The sequence below is a fragment of the Chryseobacterium wanjuense genome, from assembly GCF_900111495.1.
Classification (GTDB): Bacteria; Bacteroidota; Bacteroidia; order Flavobacteriales; family Weeksellaceae; genus Chryseobacterium; species Chryseobacterium wanjuense.
In genome coordinates, this window is sequence record NZ_FOIU01000004.1 from 113,873 (window position 1) to 127,319 (window position 13,447).

General features: G+C 35.1%; 15 protein-coding genes. 11 read left to right on the forward strand and 4 right to left on the reverse strand.

The features are described from left to right. Positions 1-85 precede the first annotated feature (85 nt). The gene (locus BMX24_RS18995) at positions 86-919 is read left to right on the forward strand and encodes an OmpA family protein (RefSeq protein ID WP_089795651.1); all 834 of its coding nucleotides are present in this window, start codon (positions 86-88) and stop codon (positions 917-919) included. 63 nt (positions 920-982) lie between these two features. On the opposite strand, the gene BMX24_RS21390 is transcribed toward BMX24_RS18995, so the two are convergent. Then, positions 983-1,138, reverse strand: a complete 156-nt coding sequence (locus tag BMX24_RS21390) for a hypothetical protein (RefSeq protein ID WP_228404931.1) — start codon at positions 1,136-1,138, stop codon at positions 983-985. A gap of 175 nt (positions 1,139-1,313) precedes the next feature. Between BMX24_RS21390 and BMX24_RS19000 the strand changes: the two genes are divergently transcribed. The 5 genes from BMX24_RS19000 (at position 1,314) to BMX24_RS19020 (ending at position 4,818) form a co-directional block, all read left to right on the forward strand. Continuing rightward, positions 1,314-1,961: an O-methyltransferase gene (locus BMX24_RS19000; RefSeq protein ID WP_089795653.1), complete on the forward strand. Its 648-nt coding sequence runs from the start codon at positions 1,314-1,316 to the stop codon at positions 1,959-1,961. Positions 1,962-2,039: 78 nt separating this feature from the next. After that, a complete protein-coding gene (locus BMX24_RS19005) occupies positions 2,040-2,756 on the forward strand; it encodes a C40 family peptidase (RefSeq protein ID WP_089795655.1) in 717 nt (238 codons plus the stop codon). An 18-nt stretch (positions 2,757-2,774) separates the two neighbouring features. After that, on the forward strand, positions 2,775-3,242 hold the full coding sequence (locus tag BMX24_RS19010; RefSeq protein ID WP_089795658.1) for a DUF1648 domain-containing protein: 468 nt from the start codon (positions 2,775-2,777) through the stop codon (positions 3,240-3,242). Next, positions 3,239-3,577, forward strand: coding sequence for a cupin domain-containing protein (locus BMX24_RS19015; RefSeq protein WP_089795660.1), 339 nt, complete (start codon positions 3,239-3,241; stop codon positions 3,575-3,577). The genes BMX24_RS19010 and BMX24_RS19015 overlap by 4 nt, the downstream gene beginning before the upstream one ends. 11 nt (positions 3,578-3,588) lie before the next feature. Then, positions 3,589-4,818 carry a 3-deoxy-D-manno-octulosonic acid transferase gene (locus BMX24_RS19020; RefSeq protein WP_089795663.1) on the forward strand — a complete coding sequence of 410 codons (1,230 nt, stop codon included), beginning with the start codon at positions 3,589-3,591 and terminating at the stop codon, positions 4,816-4,818. Here BMX24_RS19020 and BMX24_RS19025 read toward each other — a convergent pair. Genes BMX24_RS19025 through BMX24_RS19035 form a run of 3 tightly spaced genes read right to left on the reverse strand, consistent with a single transcriptional unit; the run spans position 4,810 to position 7,196 of the window. Next, complete coding sequence (locus tag BMX24_RS19025; RefSeq protein ID WP_089795665.1) at positions 4,810-5,436, reverse strand: deoxyuridine 5'-triphosphate nucleotidohydrolase; 627 nt, start codon at positions 5,434-5,436, stop codon at positions 4,810-4,812. The two genes, BMX24_RS19020 and BMX24_RS19025, sit on opposite strands and share 9 nt — an antisense overlap. Continuing rightward, positions 5,436-6,194 carry a glycosyltransferase family 2 protein gene (locus BMX24_RS19030; protein WP_089795667.1) on the reverse strand — a complete coding sequence of 253 codons (759 nt, stop codon included), beginning with the start codon at positions 6,192-6,194 and terminating at the stop codon, positions 5,436-5,438. Before BMX24_RS19030 ends, BMX24_RS19025 begins: the two co-directional genes overlap by 1 nt. A 24-nt stretch (positions 6,195-6,218) precedes the next feature. Then, positions 6,219-7,196: an acyltransferase family protein gene (locus tag BMX24_RS19035; RefSeq protein ID WP_170835756.1), complete on the reverse strand. Its 978-nt coding sequence runs from the start codon at positions 7,194-7,196 to the stop codon at positions 6,219-6,221. Positions 7,197-7,395: 199 nt separating this feature from the next. Here BMX24_RS19035 and BMX24_RS19040 point away from each other — a divergent pair, with 199 nt between their 5' ends. The 5 genes from BMX24_RS19040 to BMX24_RS19060 all read left to right on the forward strand — a co-directional run bounded on the left by BMX24_RS19040 (position 7,396) and on the right by BMX24_RS19060 (position 13,441). After that, positions 7,396-7,869 (forward strand): lipocalin-like domain-containing protein, encoded by a 474-nt coding sequence (locus BMX24_RS19040; RefSeq protein ID WP_089795672.1) that lies wholly within the window; start codon positions 7,396-7,398, stop codon positions 7,867-7,869. Positions 7,870-8,045: 176 nt separating this feature from the next. Then, entirely contained in the window at positions 8,046-11,084 is a 3,039-nt protein-coding gene (locus tag BMX24_RS19045; protein ID WP_089795674.1) for a leucine--tRNA ligase, read from the forward strand. Positions 11,085-11,325: 241 nt separating this feature from the next. Then, complete coding sequence (locus BMX24_RS19050) at positions 11,326-12,189, forward strand: MotA/TolQ/ExbB proton channel family protein (RefSeq protein WP_089795677.1); 864 nt, start codon at positions 11,326-11,328, stop codon at positions 12,187-12,189. Positions 12,190-12,248: 59 nt separating this feature from the next. Beyond that, on the forward strand, positions 12,249-12,857 hold the full coding sequence (locus BMX24_RS19055) for an ExbD/TolR family protein (protein ID WP_089795679.1): 609 nt from the start codon (positions 12,249-12,251) through the stop codon (positions 12,855-12,857). A gap of 11 nt (positions 12,858-12,868) precedes the next feature. Next, positions 12,869-13,441 carry an ExbD/TolR family protein gene (locus tag BMX24_RS19060; RefSeq protein WP_089795681.1) on the forward strand — a complete coding sequence of 191 codons (573 nt, stop codon included), beginning with the start codon at positions 12,869-12,871 and terminating at the stop codon, positions 13,439-13,441. Positions 13,442-13,447: the final 6 nt, after the last annotated feature.

Here is a 13,447-nt window from a genome sequence, read left to right on the forward strand (position 1 = left end):
GATGTTGAGAATTTCTTTTATGCAAAGATAATTTATATAATTAAAATGAATTTTCTACCTTTGGTTCGTCTAAAAATGATTATTTATGAAAATTTTTAAAATGTTAGCAGTTTCTGCAATGGTGCTGGGAATGACATCTTGTATCAGCAAAAAGCAATACGACGCATTAAGCTCAAACTACAAGCAATGTATTGAAAACGTAGGAGAAAGACAGAGAGAAATTCAGGATCTGAAGTCTCAAAATTCTGCTTTAACGAGTGAAAATAATTTACTAAAAAGTCAGCATGATGCTTTAAAATCTTCACTTGATGCTTGTTTGTCAAACTCTGGAAAAAGTTCTGCCAATATTGATAAGTTAGTAGGAGAGATCAATGCATCCAATTCTTATATCAAACAATTAATATCAAACAATGCTAAAAATGACAGTTTGAATTTAGCATTATCAAACAAGTTAAAAAGATCTTTGGATAACGTAACTGATGATGATGTACAGGTAAAAGTATTGAAAGGGGTGGTAATGATTTCACTTTCAGACAAAATGTTATATAAAACGGGTGATTACAACGTTTTACCAGCTGCTCAGGAAGTGTTGGGGAAAGTTGCTAAAGTAATCAACGATTATGATAAATATTCTGTATTGATCGAGGGTAACACAGATAATGCACCGTTGGCGTCTGCCAATTTGCCAAGAGACAACTGGGATCTTTCTGCTTTGAGAGGTACGGCTGTTGCTAAAGTTTTACAGACTCAATTCGGGGTTGATCCTGCAAGAATCACAGCAGGTGGACGTTCAGAATACAATCCTAAAGCTACAAACATGAGCGTTTCAGGAAGAGCAGAAAACAGAAGAACGGAAATTATCATCATGCCTAAACTTGATGAATTTATGAAACTGATGGACATCGCGCCAAAAAAATAATTAAAAACATCATTCAATCAATAAAAAATAAATCCCGAAATAATTCGGGATTTATTTTTTTAATCAAATTAATTCTTCTTTTTTCAATAATGAAATAATCCGTTGAAAAAATGAATTGGATATTTTCGGCTTAGTTTTTTCTAAAGAAGAAGCCGCCTTACCTGTCGGTACTGCGGGCTTTTGATTCTCTCTGGTAATTTGTTTTTCCCCTGCATTCATTTTATTTTTTTCTAGTGTTTTTACCCTTCTCTGCAAAGGTAGAGCTATTGTGACACCAAAACATCCGTATTTTTACGGTAATTGATATGGGGTTTTCCCCATTACGCGGAAACTTGGCGTTTATTTGTCTTTTTTCTTAATATTTAAGTAAATTTGAATAACAAAAAATTGTAGAATGAGTTTTTTTGAAGAAAAGAATCCTGAAATGGACAGGTATCTGGAAACACACGCTTCCTCGGAACCTGAAATTCTGAAAAAATTAAGAAGAGAAACTTACCAGAAAACGACGCAGCCTCATATGATTTCGGGATACCAACAGGGGAGATTGCTGACGATAATTTCTCAAATGATGCAGCCGAAAAATATTCTTGAAATCGGAACTTTTACGGGATATGCTACACTTTGTTTAACGGCAGGTTTAGCAAAAGACGGAAAAATTACCACATTGGATGTGAATGAAGATCTAGCGTATTTACCCAAAAAATATTTTGCAGAAAGCGAATATTCCGGGCAGATTGATTTTAAACTTCAGGATGCAAAAGAATTTTTAAAAGAAACCAATGAAATTTTTGATCTGATTTTCATAGATGCGGACAAAGAAAATTATGCTGAATATTTCAGATTAATCAAACCAAGAACAAAATCCGGATCGGTGGTACTATTCGACAACGTGCTCTGGTACGGCAAAGTGTTGGAAGAAAACCCGAAGCAGAAATCGACACAGGTGATTAAGGAATTAAATGATTTGATCGCAAAAGATGATGATTTTGAAAATCTTATTTTACCTTTGCGAGACGGAGTAAATTTTCTTCGCAGAAAATAGAATAAGGCGGAGTGTAAGTTTAAGATTATTGAAAAATTTCTCAGCTTAGCCTCAACCTAAAACTTTTAATATAAATTGATGAATAAAGGAATTTGTATTGTTACAGTAGCGCCCGTTCGTGCAGAAAGCTCGGACAAAGCAGAAATTGTTACGGAAATATTATTTGGAGAAAGTGCAGATATTTTGGAAGTGAATAAAAACTGGACCAAGATAAAAATGCACTACGACGGCTATGAAGGATGGATGGATACGAAACAGATCAAGACTGTAACAGACGAAGAATTGGCAAAACGAAAAGTAACGGTGATTACTGAAGATTTTTCTTCGGTTTTAATGAATGATGGAAAAATTTTACTTTCGATGGGTTCGGAAGTTGAGTTTCCTGCTGTGGCATCAAGAAGAAGTCATGATGTGCGTGAAAGTGTCGCTTTAACGGCTAGAGAATTCCTAAATGTTCCGTATTTATGGGGCGGAAAAAGTTTCTTTGCGGTTGACTGTTCAGGGTTTACACAATTGGTGTATAAAATCCATGATGTAAAATTGCCGAGAGACACTTATCAACAGGCGGAAATAGGAGAGCCATTAACTTTCGTTGAGGAAAGCCAGCCCGGAGACTTAGCGTTTTTTGAAAACGAAGAAGGCAGAATTATCCATGTGGGGATCATGTTGGAGAACCAGAAAATCATTCACGCTTCAGGAAAAGTGAGAATTGATACGTTGGATTCTACAGGGATTTTCAACAAAGAACTGAATAAGCATACTCATAAATTAAGAGTAATAAAAAGTGTATTGTAATTTTTAAAATCGTCTGAAATGGAGAATATTTTCCTCATCATATTTGATGTTTTTAATTTTGGATTACTTGTTTTTTTGTGGCAGTTTACAATAAGAAACTATAAAACTTTGCCGCAGACCATTCCTATTCATTTCGATTTTGATGGGAAGGCAGATAATTTCGGAACTAAAAAATATTCTTTTTTAACGCCGGTTTTACTTACAATATTTTACACTGTATTTGCTTTTGTTGTGAGAGCTCCTGAATATGCCAATTATCCTGTAAAAATTACAGAGGATAATATGCACGCTCAGTTTTTGATTATGGAAATTTTCATCAGATGGCTGTATGCGCTTATTGCTCTGATTTTTTTGAACAGTCAGGATTATATGTTCAGGTATTCTTTTGATGAAAATGCAAAGCCGCGAGTGCCGATGACAACGGCTATTCTGACACTGTTTGGAAGTTTAATTATACTGTTCATTTTTGTAGGTCTTTTCAAATGATAAAATCTAAAAATAATACGGAACATTATATCTGGGGAAATGCCTGTGACAGCTGGGTTCTGAAAGACTCCCAAAATCTTTCCGTAAAACAGGAAATCATGCCTGCGGGAACTGCAGAGAAACTGCATTTTCATGAGTACTCAGAACAGTTTTTTTATATTTTAAAAGGGGAAGCAGTGTTTTATTGTGATGATGAAAAATTTTCAGTGAAAACAGGAGAAAGCATTTCTGTTTTACCGAAATCAAAACATTATATTGCAAACGAATCATTAGAAGAGCTGGAGTTTTTAGTAATTTCAAATCCTTCCACTAATAACGACAGAATAGAGATTTAAAATAAATTGAGATGTATTTTTTTTATAACATATTCATCAATCTGCTCATCTTTGGGATGAAGGTTTTTTCGTTGTTTAATGATAAAACTAAAAAGGGCGTTGAAGGAAGGAAAAAGTCGTTACAAAAAGTTAAATCTGCATTTTCAAAGACGGATAAAGTCATTTGGATGCACGCTGCAAGTTTGGGCGAATATGAGCAGGGACTTCCTGTTTTAGAACAGTTAAAAGAAAATTTTCCGGACCATAAGATTCTTGTAACATTCTTCTCTCCATCGGGGTATGAACACGTTGTTAAGAAAAAAAATATCGCAGATGCCATTTGTTATCTGCCATTTGATAAGAAGTCTTCCGTGAAAGAATTTATTTCTCAGTTTGATGTTCAACTATTTTTTACGGTGAAGTATGATTACTGGTATAATCTTCTGGAAGAATTAAAAAACAAAGGGGCAAAAACGTACGTCATTTCAGCGCTGTTCTACGAAAGACAATCCTTTTTTACCTCTTATGGAAAGTGGTTTGTAAAGGAACTGCAAAAAAATATTGACTGGTTTTTTCATCAGACTGAAATGTCTTTTGCATTGGCAAAAAGTATCGGATTGACAAAATCTTCCGTGACCGGAGACACCCGATTCGACAGGGTAAAACAATTGAGAACCCGCAATAATCATGTGGACTTCATCAAAGATTTCACTGGTGATGATAAGGTGGTGGTTTTTGGAAGTTCGTGGCAGGCGGAAGAAAAAGTTGCTGAAGAGGTTTTGCAGGGAAGCCCGTATGCCAAATTAATCATCGCTCCTCATGATTTGAAAAGAGTTCAGCATTTAAAACAAATTTTCCCTGACGCAATTTTATACAGTGAAATAAAAAAATTAGTTAAAAATTTTCAGTCAAGAGTTTTAATTATTGACAGTATCGGTTTACTTTCAAAATTATATTCTTATGCCGATGTTGCGGTAGTTGGCGGTGGTTTTCATGATGCCGGACTGCACAATATTCTGGAAGCAGCGATTTTTGGGGTACCTGTAATTTTTGGAAATCATTACAGAAAAAATCCTGAAGCAGATGAACTGATTTCAGTTGACGGTGGCAGATCTTTTGAAAATGCAGGTTTGGCCGCAGATTTTGTTATGTTTCTTTTAAATAATGAAGAAGAGCTTCTGAAAATGTCTGAAAATGCCGAGAAATTCGTTACAGAAAAACCGAACTCAACAGATTTAATTATAAAGAAAATTTTATCGTAAAAACCCCTGATTTTTTATTTCTTTTACGATCTGATCTATATTTTCAGGAATATTTTCACATCTCAGCCATTTAAAATCCAGGTGATTATTGATGCAAAGCTTTTGCAGATAATGATTTTTATTGATTTTGGTTTCAAGACTTTGCAGGTATTCATCAATTTCCATCCAGTAGTCTTCATCCAGCTTTTTAATAAGAAGTAATGCTCTGAAAATTTTATTAATGATATAAATATAGAGCTTGTAGACATTATCAAATCGTTGTCGACTAAGATCTTCGTTGTAGTCTAAAATTTTATCAATCAATAATAAATTAAGAGAAACTTCTCCGAATTTATCGGTGGTAATTTTCACATGTTCAGTGATTTCTGCACTGATTTTTCGAATAATGCTTAAAAAATATTTCTGATTTCCGATATATTTTGAAGCCAATAACACTTTTTCCCGGACATTTTCTTCCATTGCATCTCGTTTGTCGTCGGTGGTTTCCTGATCGATCAGTTCAAAATACAATTTTTTAGACAAAAGTTTATCCTTTTTCAATAATCTGAAAATAAGACGGTCTTTTTCTATGCTGGAAAATGCACTGAGTGCGGCTTTAAACTCTTTTGAATACTCCACTAATTAAATATTTTTGAATATTTCAGAAATCCGTTTACTGCCCAGTTTGCCGTGTAATACAGAGATTTTACTGTAGAAAATTTCATAAAATCTTTATACACCAGATATTGATCTTTAATAATATTTTTCTTCTTTCTGGAAACACTGTTTTCACGCATTCTGTATTTCGCCAACGTCTTTTTTACGGGATACCCTTTTGGAATTTCCTTTAGTAAATTCAGCCACATGACGTGATCTTCGCGCTTGCTTTTTACAGGAAAGAAAAATTTTCCGACCCTTTTTGTATCATAAATGGTAGAAACCGGAGCCAGTCTGCAGGTTTTAAGCAAATTAGAAAAAGTCACAACTTTATCCGCCAGAAAATCCTTTAGAATAGGTTCCATCGTATGTTCATCACATCTGGAATAGTTGCAGTAGACAAGTTCCGCATTATTTTCCTGCATATAATCTGTCATGGTTTCCAGATATTCCGGATACCAGTAATCGTCGGAATCCAGGAAGGCAATGTATCTTCCCTGAGCTCTTTCCAGGCTTTTATTTCTCGCATTTCCGGCACCTCCGTTTTGCTCAAGAACCTGTAGTTTTATTCTGGGATCGTTGTATTTTTTAATGATTTCAACGGTATTGTCTTTGGACAAATCATCCGTAATGAGCCATTCCCAGTTTTCATAGGTTTGATCTAAAACAGATTGTATCGTTTCCTCGATAAACTCGGCGGAATTGTAAGATGGGGTAATGATGGAAACCAGGTCTTTCATTTTGTGTTTTAAATTTCATTAAAATTATAAAAATCTTTTTTCATAAAAATGCCATGAGCTTACTCCCACCGCAATCACAACCAACATACAGACAATAGCCATTACATAAGGATTATAATCCTGAAAAAGCCCCAATGTCGTAAAAGTTCTGATGATAGGGAAGTGGAAAATATAAATTCCGTACGTGAAATCTCCGTATTTTCCGAAGTTATTTAAGAATTTGAATGAATAGGCGATATAAAGCGTAATGATACCGATCATCGCGGGAGAGAATAAAATAATTCCTGTGAATAGATCGATCCAAACGGTTATAATAGCAATGATAAACAGTAAATTTTTATGTTTAATAAATTGATCAAAATTAAAATAAATCAGCATTCCAGGAATGAAGTAGGATAAAGTTCCCGGAATTTGTTTCGCAATTGAAACCTTTCCTATGGATTCAAAATAATTAAGGTAAATAAGAGATAAAAAATAGATGATAATTAAGCTGGTATTTCTGTATTTATTGTTTTTACCGAAAAGAAGAAACAATAACGGAACGCAAAAATAATAGGACATTTCAACTTTTAAAGTCCAGAGCGCACCGTTCACCGCCTGATTGCCGAAAACTCCCGGAAGCCAGGGTGCTTTGAAATTTAGAAATAAAGAATTCCAGAAAAGGTATTTATACACCTGTGTATTGCTGAAATATTCTCTAAAAGGAAGGGTACTGACCAAACTTAGCAAAATAGCACATAAAAAAACAACTAATAAATAAGCAGGAACAATTCTGTTGATTCTCTTTTTAATATAGCTTTTTAAGCTTGAAGATCTGTCGTAGCTTCTTGCAATAAGAAATCCACTGACAATAAAAAAACCGAAAACTGCAATCTCAATCGGGCTGTTTTCTAGTATTTTGAGCTCTTTGGAGGCACTTAGCGTCCCTAAATGTCCTACAAAAACGATAAAAGCGAGGAGAACACGTAAAAAGTCAAAATTATTTTTCGTAATGTCTTGCATTTGCATTGTTTTGTGCAAAAATAGCTTTTTTCGAAGAATAGAGGGTTATTCCGGTGTTCAATATTTTGTTAAATAGAGGTAATATTGGGTGAAAATGCTTTTATATTTTTGAAAATAAATAAGTTTCCAATAATTTTTCACAAAAAATTATTAAATAAATCAAAAAAATTATAATTTTAGCCCTTGAAAAATTTGATACATGAAGAAATTAGCATTACTATTTGCAGGTTTATCATTATTTGTAGCTACCGGATGTAATAACGACGACGATACTACTATTGAATATCCGCTTGTTGGAACTTGGCAGCCGGTGAAAGAAGTTGTTACGACTGTCCCTGTAGGAGGCACTCCTGTTTCCGACGAGATCACTTATACAGACTGTCAGAAACAAGGTAGATGGGTTTTCAATTCCGGAAATACCGGAAAAGCAACGGATAAAGGTGATGGCGCAATTCCCGGAGAATGTGTGACAACTTTTGACAGAAACTTTACTTATATTTATAATAATGACACCAAAGCTATTGAAGTGAAGTATCAAGGAATTGTAGAACCAGACAAAGGGAAAGTAACGGGTCTCAACGAAACTACACTGAACCTTACGATCGAAGATACAACAGATCCTACTGAATATCATTCTGTGACTTATACATTCAAGAGAATTCCTCAACAATAATCAGAATTAAATATTTAAAATAAAGATCTCATCTTCGGATGGGATTTTTTTGTGATTGCTAATTAATCGAAAATTAAAATTTCCATTTCTTTTAAAATCATTATTTTTGTGAATCTTGATTTTAGAATTAAAAAAAATCTAACATCTAGAGTCTAACATCTAATATCTATAAAAAAGTGTTTTACGATCATCAGCAGATAGAAAAAAAGTGGCAGAAATACTGGGAAGACAATCAAACGTACAAAACTTCCAATAACACAGACAAACCAAAATTTTATGTTCTCGATATGTTTCCGTATCCATCAGGAGCAGGGCTTCACGTAGGCCATCCGCTTGGGTATATTGCGTCAGATATTTACGCGAGATATAAGAGACATCAGGGTTTCAATGTTCTCCACCCGGTTGGTTACGACAGTTTCGGACTTCCTGCTGAGCAATATGCAATTCAGACTGGGCAGCATCCTGCGATCACCACTGAACAAAATATTACAAGATATGAGGAACAATTAAAAAAGATTGGTTTCTCATTCGACTGGAGCAGGGAGGTAAGAACTTCCGACGCTTCCTATTATAAATGGACACAATGGATTTTTATCGAATTGTTCCATTCCTGGTATAATAAGGATACAGACAAGGCAGAACCGATCTCAACTTTAATCAAACATTTTGAAGAAAAAGGAACGGAAGATGTAAATGCCAATCAAAACGACGAATTACATTTCACGGCAGAAGAATGGAAAGAAGCTTCTGATATTGATAAAGAAGATATTTTATTAAATTATCGTTTAGCCTACAGAGCAGAAACGACAGTAAACTGGTGTCCGGCTTTAGGAACAGTTTTGGCAAACGATGAGGTGAAAGACGGAAAATCTGAAAGAGGAGGTTTCCCTGTTTTCCAAAAGAAAATGATGCAGTGGAGCATGAGAATTTCTGCATATTCAGAAAGGTTATTACAAGGTTTAAAAACTCTTGACTGGCCACAACCTCTGAAAGATTCCCAGGAATACTGGATCGGGAAATCTCAGGGAGCGCAGGTGAGATTCAATGTTGAAGGTCACGATGAGATCATTGAAGTGTTCACGACAAGACCTGACACAATTTTTGGAGCGACTTTTATGGTATTGGCTCCTGAAAATCCTTTGGTGGAAACAATTACTACAGCCGAACAAAAAGCTGAAGTAGATACTTATATTGAAGAAACTTCCAAAAAAACCGAAAGAGACAGAATGTCTGATGTGAAAAACGTTTCGGGTGCTTTCACGGGAAGTTATGCGGTCAATCCTTTCAGCAATGAGAGAATGCCGATCTATATTTCAGATTATGTATTGATGGGATACGGAACGGGAGCTGTAATGGCGGTTCCTGCACATGACGAGCGCGATCACAGATTTGCGAAGAAATTTAATCTTGAAATTAAAAAAGTTGTAGAAACAGACGAAGACGTTCAGGAAAAATCTTTTGATTCTAAAACCAGCGTTTGCGTAAATTCTGATTTCTTGAATGGTTTAAGTTATGACGAGGCAAAAGCTTTAATTATTACAGCCATAGAAAAAAGAGGCATCGGTCACGGAACGACGAACTACAGACAGCGTGATGCGATTTTCTCAAGACAGCGTTATTGGGGAGAGCCTGTTCCTATATATTATAAGGATGGGATGCCTTACACGTTGCCGACTTCTGCATTGCCTTTAGAACTTCCTGAAGTTGAAAAATATTTACCGACAGAAGACGGAGATCCGCCATTAGGAAATGCAAAAACTTTTGCATGGGATGAAGCGAATCAAAAAGTGGTGGCTACAGATTTAATTGATGAAAAAACTGTTTTCCCATTAGAATTATCTACAATGCCCGGTTGGGCTGGAAGCTCTTGGTATTTCCTGAGATATATGGATCCGAATGATGATGAGGTTTTTGTTAAAAAAGAACTGGCAGATTATTGGGGACAGGTAGATTTATATATAGGAGGCAGCGAGCACGCGACAGGTCACTTATTATATTCCCGTTTCTGGAATATGTTCTTAAAAGACAGAGGGTATATCAGTCATGATGAGCCTTTCCAGAAGTTGATTAATCAGGGTATGATTTTGGGGATGAGTGCTTTTGTATTTAGGATTGCCTTAAATATGAGAAAAAAGGCAGAGTCTCAAAGAGTAGGAAATGGCAAGTTGACTAAGTTAAATGAAGTTGAACAAATTGTTTTAAAAAATTTGTTTATTTCAAACGGGTATAAAAAATATATTAAAACATTAAGTTCTAAGGAGGAAGGCTTTACAGAAAACAAAAACAAGTTTTTTGATTTACTTACTCCATATATTGAGAAAGAATTTAAGAATTTAAACCTTGACATAAAAGAATATGAATTGGATTCACTAATTCCATTCCAGAGGTTTGTGACTCATGTTGATATATCTTTATTAAAAGGAACATCAGATGAATTAAATATTGATGCTTTTAAAAAGTGGAGACCGGAATTTGCTGATGCCGAATTTATTTTAGAAGAAGATGGAAAATACATTACCGAACGTGAAGTAGAAAAAATGTCCAAATCAAAATACAACGTTGTAAACCCTGATGACATCTGTAATGAATATGGAGCAGATGGTTTAAGGTTGTATGAAATGTTCTTAGGTCCGCTAGAGCAATCCAAACCTTGGAACACGCAAGGACTGAGTGGTGTTTACGGTTTCCTGAAAAAATTCTGGAATCTTTATTTTAATGGAGAAAATTTTGAAGTTTCAGACGAAGAACCTACAAAAGCCGAATATAAAGTATTGCATACATTAATAAAGAAGGTAGTTTACGACATCGAAAACTTCTCTTTCAACACGTCTGTATCTTCATTTATGATCGCTGTAAATGAATTACAAAAAATAAAATGTAACAAACGCAATATTTTGGAACCTTTAGCCGTTATCATCTCTCCTTATGCCCCGCACATTTGTGAAGAGCTTTGGAGTTTGCTGGGTCATGATACTTCTGTCGAATTCGAGAAATTCCCTGTGCTGAACGAGGATTATCTAGTAGAAGACGAAATAGAATATCCGGTGAGTGTAAACGGAAGAACAAAGTTTAAAATATCCCTATCTGCTCAGTTATCTCCGAAGGAAGTGGAGGATTTGGTGATAAATGATGAGAAAATGCAACAGATTCTGGAAGGAAAAGCGCCGAAAAAAATCATTGTAGTGCCTCACAGAATTGTGAATATCGTAATTTAAAAAAAAATTAACATTGGCAAATTAAAAAAAATGAGGGTCTTATTTTTTTAATTTTTTAACGTAAATGTTAAAATTAAGGATTATTGCCAAAAAAAGAGAAAATAATTATAATATCGAAAGTGTATTAAAATTTCCTTGTCAAAAAAAAGGCAAATGTTTATTTAAGACTCTTGCATTTTAATTATTTTTGCCTTTAATTTACACCTTGTAAAATTTTTAAAACAATATAATTTAGTTAAATATGGAAATGAATGTTTCAAAAAATGATGAGCAAGTAGTTGCTAGAAAAGCAGGAGGTTTAAACCCAGCTTTAATTATTCCTATTCTATTTATTATAGGAGTTTGTATTTATTTATTCGTTCTTGGTAACCCAGGAAACTTCAAAGATGCAGAAAAACTAGGAGGCGGATCTGTGGCTTTTTCAAGTGTTGAAGGAAAAGACATTCATCCAGAATCGTTCTTAGGGATTATCTACAAAGGAGGAGTAATCGTACCAATATTGATTACTTTCATGATCACGGTAATCGTTTTCTCTTTCGAAAGATATTTCGTTCTTAGCAAAGCTGCTGGAAAAGGAAACCTAGACAACTTCGTAGTACAGGTAAGAAGCTTACTAAACCAAAACAAAATCGACGAAGCTTTAGAAGAGTGCGACAGACAACAAGGTTCTGTAGGTAACGTAGTGAAAGAAGGTCTTACTACTTACAAAGCTCTTTCTCATGATACTACTTTAAATAAGGAGCAAAAAATGGTAGCTCTGAACAAAGCTATCGAAGAAGCTACTACTCTTGAGATGCCAATGCTTGAGAAAAACATGATGATCCTTTCTACTTTAGGTACTGTTGCAACGTTAGTAGCACTTTTAGGTACTGTAATCGGGATGATCAAGGCGTTCTTTGCATTAGGTTCAGGAGGTGGTACTCCAGATGCGGCTGCACTTTCTACAGGTATCTCTGAAGCCTTGATTAACACGGCTTTAGGTATTGGTACTTCAGCAATCGCTATCATCCTTTATAACTTCTTTACTTCTAAAATTGATGGATTAACTTACAAGATCGACGAGATCGCAATGAGTATCCAACAATCTTTCGCTGAATTCAACTAAGAATTAGCAAGATATTTGCATTAAGTAAAAAGAAGTTTAATTAAAAATCATTAATAATAATGGCGAGAGTCAAACCTAAAAGACATGGAGTAGTGACGGATATGACGGCAATGTGTGACGTTGCGTTCCTACTACTTACGTTCTTTATCTTGACCACTCAGTTTAAAAAACCTGACGTGGAGCAGATCAAACCGCCATCTTCAATATCAGAGAAGTTACTTCCTGATGCAAGTTTGATGACTATCAACGCTACTCCGGACGGAAAATTTTATTTCCAGCCGGTAGAAAATGCATCCGAAAGACTTCAGCTTTTAGACAACATGGGACAAAAGTACGGTGTTACTTTTGACAACAACGAAAAAGCTGCATTCCAAAAAGTACAAGCAATCGGGGTTCCTATGAACCAACTGAAAAGCTTCTTGGATTTGCCGGAAGATGAGCAGAAGAATTTTAGAAGTCCTAAAGGAATTCCTATGGACAGTACAAATAAGCAATTAGTAGATTGGGTAGAGCAGAGTTTAAAAGTAAACCCTGAGTACAAACTAGCTATCAAAGGTGACGTTAGTACAGAATATCCAAAAGTTAAAAGCCTATTTGAAGGTTTAAGAGATATTGATTTTCTTAAATTTTGGTTGATTACATCACAAGAAGGTAAACCTAACGAATAATATCGATAGAAATGGCAGAAGTACAAGTACAGGAAAAGGGCGCCAAAGGCGGCAAGGTACGTTCCAAGAAGCAGAGTACCAGAGTTGATATGACTCCGATGGTGGACTTGGGTTTTCTATTGATTACCTTCTTTATGTTCACAACCACATTCTCTAAACCGAATGTAATGGATTTGGGTCTTCCGGCAAAACCGAAAGATAAAGATAAAAAACCACCTCCAACAGAAATTAAACTTTCTAACTCTATCTCTCTTTTATTAGGGAAGAACAATAAAATTTACTGGCACCAACAAGATAATACATCTTTAACGGATCAGAATCTTAATGAAACTTCTTTCGATAGAGAAGGAATTAGAAAAGTTATTGAGCAGGCAAAAGCAAACGCGGCTGATAGATCTAAGTTTACTGTGATTATCAAACCGACTGACGATGCTGTATATAAAAACTTCGTAGATATTCTAGACGAAATGGCTATTACTAAGAGTGAGCAGTACGGTGTTACTGATCTTAAGCCTTGGGAAAAAGCTATTTACGATAGAAAAGTAGGTAACTCAGGAGCTCCTGCAGCACCGGCTACTAAGTAATTTAAA